We start from the raw sequence: 16,863 nt of genomic DNA on the forward strand, positions 1-16,863 counted from the left end.
CTCGGACCGACGCGTCCGCCGGCGCCTAAGCTGGCCACATCGATCGCCTCCAGGGGGACGCAAATGACCGACGACGACCGCACACGGGGCATCCCGCAGACGACGCACACCAACCCGATCCCGCTGCGCGAACCGCAGCAGCCGCCCACCGATCCGCAGGGTGGGCACTCGGGTGCCGTGGTCTTCGAATCCCCGGCGTCCCAGCCCGTCCAGGGGTATCCGCAGCAGGGGTATCCGCAGCAGGGGTATCCGCAGCAGGGTCAGGCACACCCGCAGCAGGGCCACGGGTATCCGTCGCGGGGCTATGCGCAACATCCGGCCCCGGGTTACGGACCCGTCCAGGGGTACGCGCCGCAGTACGCGTACGGCTCGACGACGATGGTGGCCCGTCCGGCGCCGAATACCGCCCTCATCGTGGTCGCCTGGGTCGTCACGGTGATCACGTTCTTCTACATGCTGCCGTGGGCGATCGCGGCGACGCGCGGCAAGTCCAACCAGTTGGCGATCGGCCTGATCAACTTCCTGCTCGGATGGTCGTTCATCGGCTGGATCGTGGCGCTGGTGATGGCGTGCGGCGCCGAGCACCACAAGACGATCGTGGTCCAGCAGAACAACTACGCGCCGGGGCCGTACCGGCACTGAGCGCCATGGACGGCCCGGTCAGGCGGTCGCCGCGAGCAGGGCGAACGACACCAGCCAGTGGGTCGACATGAAATCGCCCGCCACGATCTCGCGTTCGACGTGCGCGACCTGCCGTGCGCTCGCCCGGGCCACGCGACCGGACCGGTCCGGCGGAAGCAGGCCCTGCAGACGGCGAAGCTGCCAGGCACGCGACAGGGCCAGGCCGAAGAGGTGCACCGCATGCCCGTCGGAGCGGTCCCGCACCTCGGGCAGCTCCAGCAGCGGGTCTTCCGGTGCGCCGAGCCCGGGCAGGAACGCCGCCAGCCACGCCTCGTACTCCGGCGCCGGCAGCACCCGTCCCATCAGGTCGGCTTCGCAGAGGGCGGGCGACAGAAAGTCGCTGCCACCCGGCTCCCACGCCACCGGGTAGCCGCGGTCCGCGCCGAACCATTCGCGAGCGTGTGCCGCGATGGCGTCGGCCACGCCGGGACGCCCCAACGCGGATGCCGCCTCGTGCACCAGAGCAAGCGCGAACGCCGTGTTGGCGTGCGTGCCGTGCCGCACCGGATAGGCGAGTCGAGGCAGCCACGCCAGCACCAGATCGGCGACCACGTCGAAGAGCGGACGGGTCGCGAGCGCCCAACCGTGCGCGCCGGGCTCCTCGGACTGCTCGGCCGCGAGCGCGGCGGCCCAGCCCCAGCCGTAGGGCCGCTCGAAGCTCGTGCGCTCGCGCAGGTACGCCGCCTCGCGAGCCAAGTGTTCAGAGGTGAGCCGCGCATCGAGGACGGCCCGCAGCCGCGCACAACGCTCGGTGCCGAGCTGCTCCGGTGCAAGGGTGAGCAGCCGCACCGCCGACCACTGCATGTGCACCGACGAGTGCCAATCGAGGCAGCCGTGGAACGCCGGGTGCAGACGGTCCGGCGTGACATCGACGTCGTCCGGCCCCAACGACTGGTGCGCGGCGCCGTACGGGTAGGTCGTGGTGAGGACGCTCGCGATCGTGTCGGCCCACGGCGCAGCACACCGCTCGCGCCAGTCGGTGCTTCGGTCGTCGGTCACGCGGATCGCACTCCTCGGGACGGGACCCCCGAACGTACCTGCCGATGAGTCACGGCACGTGCGGCTCCGGCAGCGACCATGACCAGCTCACCGTGCCGCGGACGGCGTCCTACGGATCTCCCGCACCGCGGTCGGCCACAGGCCGGACCCGGCGATGGCCAGGCCGCCGAGCGCGATGGCACTCACCGCGACGTCGACGCTGAGGCGTCCCTGCTTGGCCCAGTAGACGTCCTGCAGGTCGATCAGCAGCGCCGCTTCGTCGGCGATCAGCGCCGTGCCGACGCCGTACGCCAGAGCCGTGCTGGGGTGACGCCGATGCCGCTCCTCGCCCCGGATCGCGACCGCACCGATGCCGGTCAGCAGCGCGATCCCGATGTTGTAGTGGTGGAAGTGCCGGCCGCCCACACTGATGCCGCCGCCGCTGGGTCCGTGGCCGTCACGCAGCCAATGGGTGAGGGCACGGACGCCGACGAACGTCCCGGCGAACGACGCCCACGCCAGCGTGGCGGACTGCTCCCCGTCGTCGAGGTGGTCGCCCCAGGCCCGTCGCAGACGAGCCCCCAAGGAAGCGTTCGCGGTCGTCGTCATGTAAGTCCCATCAAGTGTGGTCGGCGGGCGGGCCCCATCGTGACGCTGCTTGCTGGGAGCCCGACGGGAAATGGGTGCTGGAACTCTCAGCCCGGTCGCGGATCACCCTGGCGTCCCTGTGCCTGGAACGCCGGCTGCTGCGATCCCGCTGCACCCAGGTGATCCGACAACCATGCAAGGGCGGTACCGCGCACGGATTGGTAGTCGTGGAAGTTGTGCGCGCCGTTCTTCACCACGACCAGTCGGGCCGTCATCGGGGGCCGGACCAGGCCGATGAACTGCTGCGCTCCCGGCAGGCCTTCGATGCCGGGTTCGAGGGAGCCGATCGTGACCAGCAGCGAGATCGCCGGGGCGGGCAGGTGGGCCAGTCGCCAGTCCAGGTCGTTGAGGTCACGCCGCTCGATGCTCCCGCCCCACAGATCTCCCGTGGTGGAGTCGTGACGTGCGTTGTAGTACCCCGAGAGCGAGACGGCGGTGACGAACTGGTGCGGTGCCATCATCGCCAGCTTCGCCGCGCAGTATCCGCCGGTCGACTGTCCCATGACCCCCCAGCCGCCGGACGTGACACGCAGATTGGCATGGAGGTCGGCGGGCACGTCCTGCGTGAGGAATGTGACGACCTGCGGGCCGCCGGCGACGTTCGTGCACTCGGTGTCGCGGGGCAGCACCAGGGACGGGTTCAACATGACCAGGATCATCGGTCGCAGACGGTGGGCCCGGATTCCGTCGAGCAGGGCGCTCGGGAAACCCAATCGCGTGACCAGCTGCTGCACCTCCCCGGGGTATCCAGGGAAGACCTCGACGACGGGGAAGCGTGCACCGGCGTCTGCCGGGTCGAAGTACTGCGGCGGGAGATAGACCAGGGCGCGGGCGCGCTGACCGGAGCGCCGCCCGGCCAGCTCGACGGATCCGAGCTCACCCTTCTGTGCGTACTGCTTCGCATCAGACCAGTGGGTGGGTTGCAGCGCGGGTGCGCCCCCGCCCGCGTGGGATTCATCCCAGGCGGAGTGGCCACCGGCAGCGGTGGTGACGACACCGGTGGACCCGCCGAACAGATCGGACCAGGACCCGTAGAACGAACCCCAGTCGTTGACGGCGAGACCGACCATGACCAGCGCGACCACCTGCGCGCTGAGGACCAGGACCGTGCGCTGTACGACGCCGACCCACCGAGGCCCCCACCGGGGACCTCCCATGACAGCCCCGACCGTTACGACGACCAGGACGATTCCGACGACGACCAGCAGGGGTCCCCCGACCAATGACACAGGCGGATCATAGATACCCCGTCTGATGATTCGACGAGCAATCGGCGAGAACCACCTGACTCCCGAGGTCCCCGCACCCGTCGTACGCGTGGGTAGCCTGACCGGTCATGGACCCCATGCAGACCCCGGTCGATCACGACGTCGTCATCATCGGCAGCGGTTTCTCCGGCATCGGGATGGCGATCGCCCTGCAGCGGTCGGGCCGTTCGTTCACCGTCCTGGAGAAGGCGCACGACATCGGCGGCACCTGGCGGGACAACCTCTACCCCGGGTGCGCGTGCGATGTGCCGAGCCACCTCTACTCCTTCTCCTTCGAGCCGAACCCGTACTGGTCACGCGCCTACGCCACCGCCGATGAGATCCAGGACTACCTGCTCTATGTCGTGGAGAAGTACGACGTGCGCAAGGACGTGCAGTTCGATGCCCAGGTGACCCGTGGCGTCTACGACGAGAGCCTGCGGGTGTGGCATCTGACCGTCCTCGGCTCCGACGGCGTGGAGACGCACCTGGTCGCGGGCGCGGTCGTCCTGGGCGTCGGTGCGCTGCACGAGCCGTCGCTACCCGACATCCCCGGGCTGGAGACGTTCGCCGGCGAGGTGATGCACACGGCGTCCTGGGATCCGGGCGCCAGCATGTTCGGCCGCAAGGTGGGCATCATCGGCACGGGCGCCAGTGCGGTGCAGGCGATCCCGCTGCTCGCGGAGGATGCCGACCACCTGACCGTCTTCCAGCGCACCCCGGCGTGGGTGCTGCCCAAGGTCGACCCGGAGTACCCCGACGCGCTGCAGGACGCCTACGACAAGCGGCCGTGGTTGATGAAGCTGCACCGCGCCAAGATCAGGACCGCGAACGAGCTGCGGGCGATCGCGTTCACCCGGGCGCCCGCGCTCCTGAAGGCCGCTTCGGCCGGCGCCGCGGCCAACATCCGCAGGGCGGTGAAGGACCCCGAGCTGCGCCGCAAACTGATCCCCGACTACACGATGGGCTGCAAGCGGATCACCTTCTCCAACGCCTACTACCCGGCCCTCGCGCGCGAGGACGTGCACGTCGAGACCGAGCACATCACCGGTGCGGACGCCCGCGGGCTGGTCACTGCCGACGGCGCCCGTCACGACCTCGACGTCCTCGTGCTGGCCACCGGCTTCGACGTCGCGGGCTCCTACCGGCACCTGCATTTCACCGGTGCCCGCGGCCACGACCTCGGCGAGGACTGGGACGCCGGCATCACGTCGTACTACGGGGTGACGGTGCCGCACTTCCCCAACCTGTTCTTCCTGCTCGGCCCCAACACCGCGCTCGGGCACACCTCGGTGTTGATGATGATCGAGTCGCAGATCACGCTGACGCTGCGGCTGCTGGACGAACGCGACCGGCGGCGGGCCGGTGCGGTGCAGGTGCGCGAGGCGGTGGCACAGGCGCACATGGCCGCGCTCGATCGGCGTACTCAGCGCACGGTGTGGATCGCGGGCGGGTGTGACAGCTGGTACCTGGACCAGTTCGGCCGCAACCGGGTGCTCTGGCCCGGCAGCGTGCCGGAGTACGAGCGCGCGACCCGGCGCACCGAGATGGTCGACTACGAGTTCACCGGTTCCCGGGCGTCGGTCTCCTCGATCAGGTGATGCACGGGGATCCGGCGGATCCCCAACGCGATCGCGATGAGCGCCGCAGCGAAACCGGCGATGGCGGCGCCCAGGAAGATGGTCTGCACCTGCACGACGGCCGCGGCGGCGATCTGCGTGTCGGTGGCATTCGGGATCTGCGCGACCCGGTCGTAGAACTGGTGCAGGCCGAGCGCCGTCAGCAGACCGAGACCCACCACCATCCCGATCATCCGGCTCACCACGACCAGCGCCGAGACGACGCCCTGCTGATCGGGGGCGGCATCGTGCAGCGCCGCGTCGTTGATGGGCGCGATCGACAACCCGATGCCGAATCCCACCGCGATCAGGACGAACCACGCGGGCAGGCTCTCCAGTGACCCGTTGCCCCAGGTGGACATCACGAGCAGACCGACCGCAGCGACCGCGAGGCCCACCGGAGCGATCAACCCGGGCCCGAATTGGCGCAGCAGCAGACCGCCCACGAGTGCGCCGACCGGCACGGCGACGAGGAAGCGCAACAGGATGAGGGCGCCGTCGCGTTCGGTGCTGTGCGCGACGGTGAGCTGCGCGAGCAGTGGGACGTCGACCACGATCGACACCAGCGCGGTGCCGGCGAAGAGCGAGCACGCGAGCGCAGGGGTGACCCGCCGGCGTACGACGCCGGATGCGACGAGCGGGTCGGAGACGGACCGTTGCCGCCAGACGAAGAGCCCGGCGGCGACGGCCGCGACGGGCAGCAGCCACAGACCGAGCGGGCCGATCACCTGCTTGGAGGGGTCGGACGTGGCGAAGGTGAGGATGAGGGCGCCCAGCGCGACGCCGATCAGCGCCGCGCCCGGCAGGTCGACCCGGGCGAAGGTGCGCCACAGGAGCGGGACGGTCAGCACGAGCGCGATGGCGAGCGCGATCATCGCCCACACCCCGATCGGCGTGATCATCCGCGAGGTGTGCGCGCCGTACGGCACGAACGGTCCGCCCCAGCGGATCGAGGAGGTGAGCGCCGAGGGCGCGGTCAGGGCGAGCGTGAGCAGGACGGCGCCGGCCACGCCGGCGACCGCGGTGACCGCCGCGACGGGCCGCCACCAACGCGGGCGGGTGCCGGGCGTCGGACGCACCGGTCCCCCGATGACCCGGACGGCGACCGCGAGCAGCACCCCGGCCACGGCGTTGACCCAGAAGATCGCGCGCCAGTCCCAGATCGTCAGGATGAGGGCGCCGAGCAGCGGGCCCACCACGCTGCCGATCTCCTGGACGGCGCCGACCACGCCGAGCGGTGTGCCACGTTTGCCGGGCGGCCACAGCTGGGCGACCAGGGCGAGGGTGGCGGGGACGAGCCCGCCACCGCCGAGACCCTGCAACACACGGCCGACGACCAGCACGGAAAGCTCCGGTGCCATGGCGGTGATCGCCGAGCCCACCACGAAGATGGCCAGGCAGCCGAGCAGGATCCGCTGGCGGTCCAACAGGTCGGCGAGCCGGCCGATCAGCGGGAGCACGGCGACGTAGCCCAGCAGGAAGCCGGAGATGATCGGGGTCGCCTTCTGCAGGGAGTCGATGCCGACCCCGACGCCGGTCATCATGTCGGTGAGTGCGAGGACGACGACGTAGGTGTCGGCGGCTGCGAGCGCCACGGCGATCGAGGCGACCCCGAGGAGCGCCTTCGGGCTCCTCTCGGCTGTCGACCTACGAGGGCTTGCTGACATCGACTTTCTCGCCGTACTTGGTGAAGCGCGTGAGGTAGGACGTCGTCCCGCCGGCCGTGTAGAACGGGCCGGTCACGCGGACCTGGCGCAGTTGGTTCGTGCTGGTGATCTCATACTCCACGTTGTAGTCGAGGCCGGTGGAGTCCTTGCCGAAGCCCAGGGTCTTGTGCACGGCACTCGAGGGCAGCGTGCCGGTGATGGTCTGCACGGTCTCACTGCCGTCGCGCTTCTGAGATCCGTACGCGGCGCCCTGGGTGATGGGGAGCAGCGCCGACAGGCCGCCCGGGCCGGAGGAGAAGAGCACGTTGGGGTCGGGCGCGCCGTACGTCGAGGGGTTGATCGTGGAGTAGGCGTTCGCGAACGGCAGCTTGGCGTAGACGACGTTGCCGATCGCAACGACGGGGACGCTGGCACTGGCGCCCGCGATCTGGACCCTGAGGGCTCCCTTGAAGGCGGGGGCGTGCGAGCCGTCGCCGCTGCCGGACAACAGGCCGCTGGCCGTCGAGGGGACGTTCGCCGAGGAGAGCTCGATGTGGAAGCCGGTCGCGGCATCCACCACCTTCTTCACCGCCTGCAGCCGCTGCACCGCCGTCTCCCCCGCGGTGGTCTTGGCCGCCGCCTTGCCTGCGGTGCTGCTGCATCCGGTGAGCGTGAGGGCACCGACCAGCAGGGTGGAGCCGGCCGCGGACAGGGCGGTGCGTCGTTGCATGCGGTCAACCTATACGCGCGAGTAGGGAAAGGGACTCCTGCTCCGACGTCCGGACCGGCTGCGCGGGTTCCGCGTCGGGGGCCTGCGACCGGCGCCGGTGGCGCGGCCGTGGTTGGCTGCCCCTCGTGCCGACAACGACATTTGCCCATCGCACCGTGACCACCGCCGACGGGGCCCGCCTCGCGGCGTACGTCCGCGAACCCGTCGACCCCGAGGCGACCACGGTGGTCCTCTCGCACGGGTGGACCCTCGCGCACCAGTCGTGGGACCTGGTGGCCGAGCGGCTGCCGGGCGACCTGAGAGTGGTGACGTACGACCAGCGGGGACACGGGCACTCGACGTTCGGACGGGGCAGTAAACGCCCGAAGGACGAGTCCGTGCGACGTCTCGGATCCGACCTCGACGCCGTCATCGACCAGTGCGTGCCGGCCGGGTCACCGCTCATCCTCGGGGGTCACTCGATGGGCGGGATGAGCGTGATGGCGTACGCAGGAGCGCACCCCGGCGCGTTCGACGGGCGGGTGCAGCGGGTGCTGCTGACCTCGACCGCCCTCAGCGGTCTCACCGGCGCCGGGGTGCGCGGCGAGGCCGTCGCCATGCAGCTGCTCGCCTGCACTCCCGGGCGGATGGGCAGGCTGGTGACCCTGAAGGGTCAGCGCACGCTCTACGGCAAGGACCCCGACCCCGCGCTGCTGGAGAGCTCGCGCGCGCTCACCGCCCGTACGTCGATGCGCGCGTTCGGCGCCTTCCACGGGGCCTTGATGCAGCACGACGAGACCGCTGCCGCCGCGACGCTGGCGAAGGTGCCGGTGACCGTGGTGGTCGGCACCCGCGACCGGCTCACCTCCAAACGGCTCGGCACCGCCCTGGCGAGCGAGATCCCGGGTGCCCGCCTGGAGGTGCTCGACGGCATCGGTCACATGACGCCGTACGAGGTGCCCGATCTGCTGGCCGGACTCCTGGTCGGCACCGCCTGACCCGCTGCGCGCTCGCCGGTTGTCCGCATTTTCGTGTCGACGGGTACACGGAAGTGCGGACAACCGACTCCTAGGGCGGTCAGGCGAGAGTGAGGCTCGGCTCGCCCTGCGGCTTGTCGACCGTGACGGTCGCGCCGTCGAGCACGCCTCCGGCGAGGATCGCCTTCGCCAGCCGGTCGCCGATCTCCTTCTGCACCAGCCGCCGCAGCGGCCGCGCGCCGTACGCCGGGTCGTAGCCCTCGTCGGCCAGCCACTGACGAGCCGCGTCGGTCACCTCCAGCGAGATGCGCCGATCCGACAGGCGCCGGCCCAGGGCCGCGACCTGCAGGTCCACGATGCGCGCCAACTCCGCCTTCGACAGCGGGTCGAAGATGACGACCTCGTCCAGCCGGTTGAGGAACTCCGGCTTGAACGAGGTGCGGACGGCGGTCATCACCGATTCGCGCTTAGCCTCCTGCGACAGCATCGGATCGATCAGGAACTGCGAGCCGAGGTTGCTGGTCATGATCAGGATGACGTTGCGGAAGTCGACAGTGCGACCCTGCCCGTCGGTCAGCCGACCGTCGTCCAGCACCTGCAGCAGGATGTCGAACGTCTCCGGGTGCGCCTTCTCGACCTCGTCCAGAAGCACCACGCAGTAGGGCCGCCGCCGCACCGCCTCGGTGAGCTGACCGCCCTCCTCGTAGCCGACGTACCCGGGCGGTGAGCCGATCAACCGCGCGACCGCGTGCCGCTCGGAGTACTCCGACATATCGATGCGCACCATCGCTCGCTCGTCGTCGAAGAGGAAGTCCGCGAGCGACTTGGCCAGCTCGGTCTTGCCGACACCGGTGGGTCCGAGGAAGAGGAACGACCCGGTCGGCCGGTCGGGGTCGGCGACACCGGCACGCGAGCGGCGTACGGCGTCCGATACCGACTGGACGGCCGCGGTCTGACCGATCAGCCGCTCGCCGAGGAACTCCTCCATCCGCAGCAGCTTCTCGGTCTCCCCCTCGAGCAGCCGCCCGGCCGGGATGCCGGTCCACGCGGAGATGACCTCGGCGATGTCGTCGGCGCCGACCTCGTCCTTGACCATCGGGCCCTCGCCCGCGACCCCCGCCGTGGACGACGTGGCCTCGGCGGCCTGGGCCTGGTCGAGCTGGGCCTCCATGGCCGGCAGGTCGCCGAAGCGGATCTTGGACGCCTCACCGAGGTCGCCGTCCCGCTCCAACCGGTCCGCCTGGGTGCGCAATTCGTCGATCTGCGCCTTGAGGTCGCCGACCCTGTTCAAGCCGGCCTTCTCCGACTCCCACCGGGCGTTGAGCGCCGCGAGCTGCTCCTGGCGGTCGGCCAGGTCGGCACGCAGCCGCTCGAGCCGGTCCTTGGACGCCGCGTCGCTCTCGTTCTGCAGGTGCAGCTCCTCCATCCGCAGCCGGTCCACCGCGCGCCGCAGCTCGTCGATCTCGACCGGGGAGGAGTCGATCTCCATCCGCAGTCGGGACGCCGCCTCGTCGATGAGGTCGATCGCCTTGTCCGGCAGTTGCCGCGCAGTGATGTAGCGGTCCGACAGGGACGCCGCCGCGACGAGCGCCGCGTCCGCGATCGCCACCTTGTGGTGCGCCTCGTAGCGCTCCTTCAGCCCGCGCAGGATCGCGATGGTGTCCTCGACGCTGGGCTCGCCGACATAGACCTGCTGGAAGCGCCGCTCCAGTGCGGGGTCCTTCTCGATGTGCTCACGAAACTCATCGAGCGTGGTCGCGCCGACCAGCCGCAGTTCGCCGCGCGCCAGCATCGGCTTCAGCATGTTGCTGGCGTCCATCGCGCCCTCGCCGGTCGCGCCCGCCCCGACGACGGTGTGCAACTCGTCGATGAACGTGACGACCTGGCCGCCGGCGTTCTTGATCTCCTCCAGCACGGCCTTGAGCCGCTCCTCGAACTCGCCGCGGAACTTCGCCCCCGCCACCATCGCGCCGAGGTCGAGGCTCACCAGTCGCTTGTCGCGCAACGACTCCGGCACGTCGCCGGCCACGATCCGTTGCGCCAGACCCTCGACCACAGCGGTCTTGCCGACCCCGGGTTCGCCGATCAGGACCGGGTTGTTCTTGGTGCGGCGCGACAGCACCTGCACCACCCGCCGGATCTCCGAGTCGCGCCCGATGACCGGGTCGAGCTTGCCCTCGCGCGCGACGGCGGTCAGGTCGGTGCCGTACTTCTCCAGCGCGTCGAAGGTGCCCTCCGGCTGCGCCGACGTCACCTTCGCGCCGCCGCGGGTCGCGGGTACGGCGGCCTGGATCGCGTCGGCGTCCAGGCCGAACTCACCCGTGCGGGCGAGCGCCAGCAGCAGATGGTCGGTGGAGGTGAAGGTGTCGCCCATCGCGGTCATCGCGGCGCGGGCCTGCTCCAGCACGTTGACGAACGCGCGCGACATGCTCGGCTGCGCGACCGAACTCCCGGTCGCGGCCGGCAACGCGGCGATCGCCGTACGCGCGGCGGCAGCCACCGCCGTGGTCGTCGTCCCGACCGCTTCCAGCAGCGGTGCGGTCGTCGTCTCGGTCTGCTCGGCGAGTGCGAGCAGCAGGTGCGCCGGCTCCACCTGCGGGTTGCCGGCGCTCGAGGCGCCCTGGACGGCGGTCGAGACCGCCTCCTGCGCCTTGGTGGTCAGTTGAAGGTCCACATGATCTCCCTGGTCGGACAGCTGTGTACGACGCTCCGCTCCGAGCGTGCCACTCGGCCACCGGTTACGGAATCGTCTTCGGTCATCTGCCAGATGCAACGCAGGAGAAGTTGAGTCGATTCCGCTCAACCCGAGATCGCTCGAGCGAGGAACGCCCGCCCACCCGAGACGGGTGGGCGGGCGCGAGCAGGGACGGGGTGCTCAGCGATCGCCGTCGATCGTGACCCCGCCGAAGTACAGTCCCCCGCCTGTCGTCGCGGAGCCGGCGAGCGTCTTGCGCGCACCGGAGTTCACGTCGTAGGTGGAGATCGTGCCGCCGTTCGCGATGTCCGACGCCACGGTCAGGACTGTCCCGCGACTCCCCGTGAGGTCCGCGTAGTAGTCCAGTGGCAGCGTGCGGTTCCCTGTGGAGGCGTGCAGGACGAACGGTCCTTGCCTGATCTCCCCGTCGGTTCCCGCCACGACGCCCGCCGACGTCGGCCATGCACCGCCACTGGCTTCCCCCGTTCCGACCAGCGTGGTGGTGGTCCCGTCGGATCCGACGCGGTACGTGCGTCCGTCGCCCAGTCCGTTACCACTGCACTGCACCTCGAACGATTCGGGCGTCCAGGATCGCGCGACGGAGCAGTTGCCGTTCGCGGCCGCGGGCGGTGGGTTGACCGACTTGAGCACCTTCCCCGTGGCGGCGTCCCGCAGATAGAGCTGCTTCGCGCCCTCGAGGAGGGTGCGACCGTCGGGCGACACCGCGATGCCATCCGGGCCACCGGTCGCGACCGGGAGGTCGGCGTACCGGGTCCGGACCGTTCCTGCGAAGGTGCGGACGGTAACCCCCTTGCCCGAGGCCGGTGCCACCAGGATGCCGTTGCCTGCGAAAGCCAGCGTGTAGCCGGTGCCCGAGAGCCGGAAGTAGTACGGCTTCCGGGTGTGCGCGTCCCACGCCGTCACCCGCGTCTGGTCGCCCTGCGAGGTGCTGCCGAAGACCTCCCGGGCCGTGATCACGTAACGGCCTCCGAGGGTGACGTCCTCGATGCGCGCGTCGTTCGAGACGTCGCCCACCTGGACGATCCCGCCGGCAGGAGAGACCATCACCAGCCGGGCGTGGTCGTCGTCGCGACCGGTCTGGTGCTGCACGGCAGCGGTCCAGCCGATCGCGTTCCCCGTGGCCGGCAGCGTCGCGCCCGGTGACGCAGCGGGGGCGTGCCCGAGGCCGACAGCCGATGCGGACTGCTGGGCCGCGGGGAGCGCGACGAGTGCTGCGGCGACACCGAGCGCGACGCCGGTTCGTCGGGAGATGCGTGTGGTGGTCATCGGATTCCTCCGTCTGCGCCGGGCCCTGCCCCGACACCTGGGATGTGCGGACTCCCCCAGTGCACTATCCGCCCGCGCCGTAGGACTACAGGACTGAGTCCTAACCATGACCGGTCCAAGGTCTTAGGCCCTCGCTGGTAACGGTGCGTGCCCCGAGGCCGCCCCCGTACGGGAGTACGCGTGCGGTGCGATGCTGGGCTCAGCACACCTCCCACCATCCGCCAGGAGCACCGTGACCGACGCCGCTACCACGAGCACGGCCCATCCGCTCGACCCCTTGTCGGCAGAGGAGTTCCGGGCCACCACGGCGATCCTTCGTCGTGACAGGGGATTCGGGCCGGGGTGGCGTGTTGCGTCGATCGAGCTGCGCGAGCCGTCGAAGGGCCTCGTCCGCGAATTCGAACCGGGACAGGACGTCGCGCGTGAGGCGCGCGTCGTCCTCTGGGATCGGGCCGACGGGACGGCGTACAAGGGGGTCGTCTCGATCACCGAGGACCGGGTGCTCTCGTGGGAGGCCGTGCCCGGTCACCAGCCCAACGCCACTACCGACGAGTGGCACGACTGCGACCACGCGATGCGCGAACACCCCTCTGTGGCAGCGGCGCTCGCGAGTCGTGGCGTGACCGACATGTCGCTGGTGCTGATCGACCTGTGGACCTACGGCGGCTTCCTGGTGCCCGAGCAGTACCGCGGCCGCCGGGTCGGCTGGTGCGACGTGTGGGTGCGAGACGCGCCCACGTCCAATCCGTACGCGCACCCGGTCAGCGGCCTGAAGCTCATCGTGGACATGAACACGATGGAGTTGCTGGAGATCGAGGACACCGGTGCACCCGCGTCGCTGCCGAACGGGTTCGCGCCCGTCGACGGTGAGTACGCGCCCGAGCACATCGCCGGATACGACGCCCGCACCGACCGCACGCTGCTGGAGATCACCCAGCCCGACGGGGTGAGCTTCCAGCTGCGGGGTAACGAACTACGTTGGCAGCGTTGGCGACTGCGACTCGGCTTCAACTACCGCGAGGGCCTGGTGCTGCACCGGGTCGGCTACGAGGACGGCGTCGACGAGGGCGGGCGGCCACGGGTGCGCTCCATCGCCGACCGGCTGTCGTTCGCCGAGATGGTGGTGCCCTACCGCGACCCCACGCCCAACCACGTGCGCCGCACGGCGTACGACATCGGCGAGTGGGGTCTGGGCTTCATGACCCGGTCGCTGGAGCTCGGCTGCGACTGCCTGGGCGAGATCGTCTACGTCGACGCCACCCTGCACGACACCGCCGGCGAGCCGCGCGAGATCCCGCACGCGATCTGCCTGCACGAGGAGGACGCCGCGGTGCTGTGGAAGCACGTCGACGAGCGGGCCGGCGCGCAGGTGCGCCGGATGCGCCGGCTGGTCGTGTCGTTCCACGTCACCGTCGCCAACTACGAGTACCTCGTCTACTGGCGCTTCTACGAGGACGGCAACATGGAGTGCGAGGTGCGCGCCACCGGGATCATGGTGACCACGCCGTACGACGGTGACACCCCGCCGCCGTACGGCACCGTCGTGGACCACCAGACCTACGCGCCGATCCACCAGCACTTCATCGTGGCCCGCCTCGATCTGGCGATCGACGCGGACGGCGACCCGGACACCGCGGGCAACACCGTCGTGATGTCCGAAACGCAACGGCTGCCGACGGATTCCGGCAATCCCTACGGGCTCGCGCTCACCCAGGCCGATGTGCCGTTGCGCACCGAGTCCGAGGGCCGCCAGGACTACGAGTGGTCCACCCAGCGGTCCTGGAAGGTCACCAACCCGGGCCGCACCAACAAGGTGGGCGGGCCGGTCGCGTACAAGCTCGTGCCGGGTGCCGCGGTGCCGCCGATGTTCGATCCCGACTCCCCCGTTCTGGCGCGGGCACGCGTCCTCGAGCACGCCGTTTGGGTGACGCCGTACGACGCCGAGGAGCGTTGGCCCTGCGGCGAATTCGTCAACCAGAGCACGGTCGACGAAGGGCTGCCCGCATGGACGAGCGCAGACCGGTCGATCGAGGACACCGACGTGGTGCTCTGGTACACCTTCGGCATCCACCACGTGCCCCGGATGGAGGAGTGGCCGGTGATGCCGGCCGACACCGTCTCGTTCTGGCTGAAGCCGGCGGGTTTCTTCGACCAGAACCCGGCGCTCGATGTCGCGCCCACACCCGGGAAGGCCTGCCACTGAGATCGCACCCGCGACCGGGCGCCCGCACCCGGATCGCCGCGGTGGCGCTCGCCGGCGCGCTGCTCGCCGCCTGCTCGGGCGGATCGTCCGCGCCGTCGTCCTCCGCCGGCACGTCGACGACGCCGTCCGCACCGACGACGTCCACGCGCACCGCCACGCCTTCGGTCCCGCCCGGCACCGGCACCGCTACCGGCACCAACTCCTATGTCGCCTTGGGTGATTCGTATGCCGCGGGCGTGGGCTCCGGCGGGTCGACCGGGGTCTGCTACCGCTCCGCGCATGGTTGGGCACCCCTCCTGGCTGAGCGCTACGACCTGCAGCTCAGCTATCAGGCGTGCAGCGGCGCGACCACCGCGTCGATGGGCGAGGAGCAGCTGTCCACCCTCGGTGCCGGCACGTCGCGGGTGTCGATCACCATCGGCGGCAACGATGTCGGCTTCGCGTTCGTGCTCTTCACCTGCGCGAGCCCGTCGTGGCTGAGCGACTGCAGGGGAGCGATCAGCGCGGGCCGCAGCACGCTGCGCACCCTTCTGCCGGGGCGCCTGCGGGCCCTCTTCGCCCAGGTCCGCGGCCGCGCCCCGCACGCGAAGGTGACCGTGGTCGGATACCCGCACGTGCTGGGCGATCAGGACTGCAACGCGCTCACCTTCTTCAGCTCCCAGGACCGCTCCGGTCTCGACGCGGGCACCGACGAACTGGACGCCCTGCTGCGCACGACCGCCGCGTCGTACGGGTTCGGTTTCGTCGATCCTCGGTCCCGCTTCGCCGGCCACGCTCCCTGCGCGTCCGCGCCGTGGATCAACGGGCTGAGCCTGCCGATCGGTGACTCCTTCCATCCGAACCGCGCCGGGCAGCAGGCGTACGCCGGTCTCGTGGGTCCCGTGCTCGACCCGACCTCCACAGCGTCCGCGCCCCGGGTCTCGGTCACCGCGGCGCCGTCGGATCCGCGAGCCGCGGCCGCTGCGGTGCTGTCCATGCAGCTGGACCAACCGCAGAACCTGCGCCAGGCACAGGCCGCGGGTGTCTCCACCTCCTTGCTCAAGCAGTACGTGCAGGATCTGCGCTCCGGCGACACCGCCACCGTGGCGCGAGGACTCGCGGGCCTTCGCGCGTTGGATCAGGCGCACGCCGACCGGGCATCCGGCTGACTGAGCCTCCCCCGCTCGGTTGTCAGCGGGTTTACGGGGTCGGCGCCAGATATCCGCTGACAACCGGTGTGGGCACAGTCGACGACTCTGTGTCCTGACTCACAGTCGCCGGTTACCGTGGGTCGACTCCTACCACCCGAACAAGGCCGGGAACGTCGGCTACGCGACGCTGTTCAGCCCGGCACTCACCGGCGTGGCGTACTCGGCACTGCGCACGGCGGCTGCCGCGCCGTCCGGACCGACGCTCCGAGTGCAGGCCGACAAGGTGCTGGCGATGGGCCTCACGACGCCGGTCAACCTGCGGCGCGCACGTGCAGCAGGCGTCGACCCCCCCAAGTGAACCGATTGATGTCGGCGCTGCGGTCGGCGGACAGTGTGACGGTGGAGAGGGCGCTCGCGCGATTGCACGCCCTCGACCGCCACGCCACAGCAGTGCTCGCCGCGCGCATGACGGTCCGCCATGGACATGCATTGCGTTCGGCACGTCCGCGAGTAAGGGTGGAGTCATGAGTGATGACAAGAGAATCGTGGTCCAACGACAGATCGACGAGCCCGCGCAGGTGATCTTCGAGGTGCTCACCGATCCACGCCGCCACAAGGAGCTGGACGGCTCCGGTTTCGTGCGCGGCGTCGACAACCCCCAGCGCATCACCAAGGTCGGCGACGTCTTCACCGTCGACATGGAGGGTGATCACATGGGTGGGGAGTACCAGACCGACAACCACGTGACCGGCTATGTGCCCGACAAGCTGATCGCCTGGAAGACCGCTCCGGCCGGCACCGAACCGCCCGGGTGGGAGTGGATGTACGAGCTCGAGCCGCAAGGCCCGGATTCGACGAACGTCACCCTCACCTACGACTGGAGCAAGGTGACCGACAAGGACCTTCTGTCCAAGATCACCTTCCCCCTGGTCCCCGAGAAGGACCTGGAGGCGTCGCTCGGCAACCTCGCGTCAGCCGTTTCGGACGCGAAGCACGTCTGAAAGCTCCTTCACAGCAACGGTGCCCGCGCCTCCCAGGCGCGG

Annotated in this window: 14 protein-coding genes; 7 read left to right on the forward strand and 7 right to left on the reverse strand. The window is 70.3% G+C overall.

Annotated elements, in window-relative coordinates; translation table 11 throughout:
* Positions 1 to 63: 63 nt before the first annotated feature.
* Positions 64 to 642 (forward strand): superinfection immunity protein, encoded by a 579-nt coding sequence (locus tag JOB34_RS09950; protein WP_208052572.1) that lies wholly within the window; start codon positions 64 to 66, stop codon positions 640 to 642.
* A gap of 18 nt (positions 643 to 660) precedes the next feature.
* On the opposite strand, the gene JOB34_RS09955 is transcribed toward JOB34_RS09950, so the two are convergent.
* From JOB34_RS09955 to JOB34_RS09965, 3 genes are all read right to left on the reverse strand, one after another.
* Positions 661 to 1,680: a DUF2891 family protein gene (locus JOB34_RS09955; protein ID WP_208052573.1), complete on the reverse strand. Its 1,020-nt coding sequence runs from the start codon at positions 1,678 to 1,680 to the stop codon at positions 661 to 663.
* Between the two features lie 87 nt (positions 1,681 to 1,767).
* On the reverse strand, positions 1,768 to 2,268 hold the full coding sequence (locus JOB34_RS09960; protein WP_208052574.1) for a hypothetical protein: 501 nt from the start codon (positions 2,266 to 2,268) through the stop codon (positions 1,768 to 1,770).
* A gap of 86 nt (positions 2,269 to 2,354) precedes the next feature.
* Positions 2,355 to 3,536: an alpha/beta hydrolase-fold protein gene (locus tag JOB34_RS09965; RefSeq protein ID WP_208052575.1), complete on the reverse strand. Its 1,182-nt coding sequence runs from the start codon at positions 3,534 to 3,536 to the stop codon at positions 2,355 to 2,357.
* Between the two features lie 107 nt (positions 3,537 to 3,643).
* Here JOB34_RS09965 and JOB34_RS09970 point away from each other — a divergent pair, with 107 nt between their 5' ends.
* On the forward strand, positions 3,644 to 5,155 hold the full coding sequence (locus JOB34_RS09970; protein ID WP_243757910.1) for an NAD(P)/FAD-dependent oxidoreductase: 1,512 nt from the start codon (positions 3,644 to 3,646) through the stop codon (positions 5,153 to 5,155).
* Here the strand turns inward: JOB34_RS09970 and JOB34_RS09975 are convergent.
* The gene (locus JOB34_RS09975) at positions 5,110 to 6,768 is read right to left on the reverse strand and encodes an MFS transporter (RefSeq protein WP_347813818.1); all 1,659 of its coding nucleotides are present in this window, start codon (positions 6,766 to 6,768) and stop codon (positions 5,110 to 5,112) included. The two genes, JOB34_RS09970 and JOB34_RS09975, sit on opposite strands and share 46 nt — an antisense overlap.
* Before the next feature lie 52 nt (positions 6,769 to 6,820).
* Positions 6,821 to 7,549, reverse strand: coding sequence for an LppX_LprAFG lipoprotein (locus JOB34_RS09980; protein WP_208052577.1), 729 nt, complete (start codon positions 7,547 to 7,549; stop codon positions 6,821 to 6,823).
* A gap of 155 nt (positions 7,550 to 7,704) precedes the next feature.
* Between JOB34_RS09980 and JOB34_RS09985 the strand changes: the two genes are divergently transcribed.
* A complete protein-coding gene (locus JOB34_RS09985; protein WP_208052578.1) occupies positions 7,705 to 8,526 on the forward strand; it encodes an alpha/beta hydrolase in 822 nt (273 codons plus the stop codon).
* Between the two features lie 79 nt (positions 8,527 to 8,605).
* Here the strand turns inward: JOB34_RS09985 and clpB are convergent, their stop codons facing one another.
* Together clpB and JOB34_RS09995 are read right to left on the reverse strand one after the other, a co-directional pair.
* Positions 8,606 to 11,179 (reverse strand): ATP-dependent chaperone ClpB, encoded by a 2,574-nt coding sequence (gene clpB / locus JOB34_RS09990; RefSeq protein ID WP_208052579.1) that lies wholly within the window; start codon positions 11,177 to 11,179, stop codon positions 8,606 to 8,608.
* Between the two features lie 201 nt (positions 11,180 to 11,380).
* Complete coding sequence (locus JOB34_RS09995) at positions 11,381 to 12,487, reverse strand: hypothetical protein (protein WP_208052580.1); 1,107 nt, start codon at positions 12,485 to 12,487, stop codon at positions 11,381 to 11,383.
* 232 nt (positions 12,488 to 12,719) lie between these two features.
* On the opposite strand from JOB34_RS09995, the gene JOB34_RS10000 reads away from it, so the two are divergent.
* From JOB34_RS10000 to JOB34_RS10015, 4 genes are all read left to right on the forward strand, one after another.
* Positions 12,720 to 14,690 (forward strand): primary-amine oxidase, encoded by a 1,971-nt coding sequence (locus tag JOB34_RS10000; RefSeq protein WP_347813819.1) that lies wholly within the window; start codon positions 12,720 to 12,722, stop codon positions 14,688 to 14,690.
* A gap of 41 nt (positions 14,691 to 14,731) precedes the next feature.
* A complete protein-coding gene (locus JOB34_RS10005) occupies positions 14,732 to 15,838 on the forward strand; it encodes an SGNH/GDSL hydrolase family protein (protein WP_208052582.1) in 1,107 nt (368 codons plus the stop codon).
* Positions 15,839 to 16,031: 193 nt separating this feature from the next.
* Positions 16,032 to 16,178, forward strand: a complete 147-nt coding sequence (locus JOB34_RS10010; RefSeq protein WP_208052583.1) for a hypothetical protein — start codon at positions 16,032 to 16,034, stop codon at positions 16,176 to 16,178.
* 166 nt (positions 16,179 to 16,344) lie between these two features.
* A complete protein-coding gene (locus tag JOB34_RS10015) occupies positions 16,345 to 16,821 on the forward strand; it encodes an SRPBCC family protein (protein WP_208052584.1) in 477 nt (158 codons plus the stop codon).
* Positions 16,822 to 16,863 lie beyond the last annotated feature (42 nt).

This window comes from Allobranchiibius sp. GilTou38 (assembly GCF_017565325.1).
GTDB lineage: Bacteria > Actinomycetota > Actinomycetes > Actinomycetales > Dermatophilaceae > Allobranchiibius > Allobranchiibius huperziae.

Bases quoted from the DNA above. Each gene is read 5' to 3' on its own strand.
- JOB34_RS09950 (WP_208052572.1), top strand. From the start codon at position 64: ATGACCGACGACGACCGCACACGGGGCATCCCGCAGACGACGCACACC.
- JOB34_RS09960 (WP_208052574.1), bottom strand. From the start codon at position 2,268: ATGACGACGACCGCGAACGCTTCCTTGGGGGCTCGTCTGCGACGGGCC.
- JOB34_RS09970 (WP_243757910.1), top strand. From the start codon at position 3,644: ATGGACCCCATGCAGACCCCGGTCGATCACGACGTCGTCATCATCGGC.
- JOB34_RS09980 (WP_208052577.1), bottom strand. From the start codon at position 7,549: ATGCAACGACGCACCGCCCTGTCCGCGGCCGGCTCCACCCTGCTGGTC.
- JOB34_RS09995 (WP_208052580.1), bottom strand. From the start codon at position 12,487: ATGACCACCACACGCATCTCCCGACGAACCGGCGTCGCGCTCGGTGTC.
- JOB34_RS10015 (WP_208052584.1), top strand. From the start codon at position 16,345: ATGAGTGATGACAAGAGAATCGTGGTCCAACGACAGATCGACGAGCCC.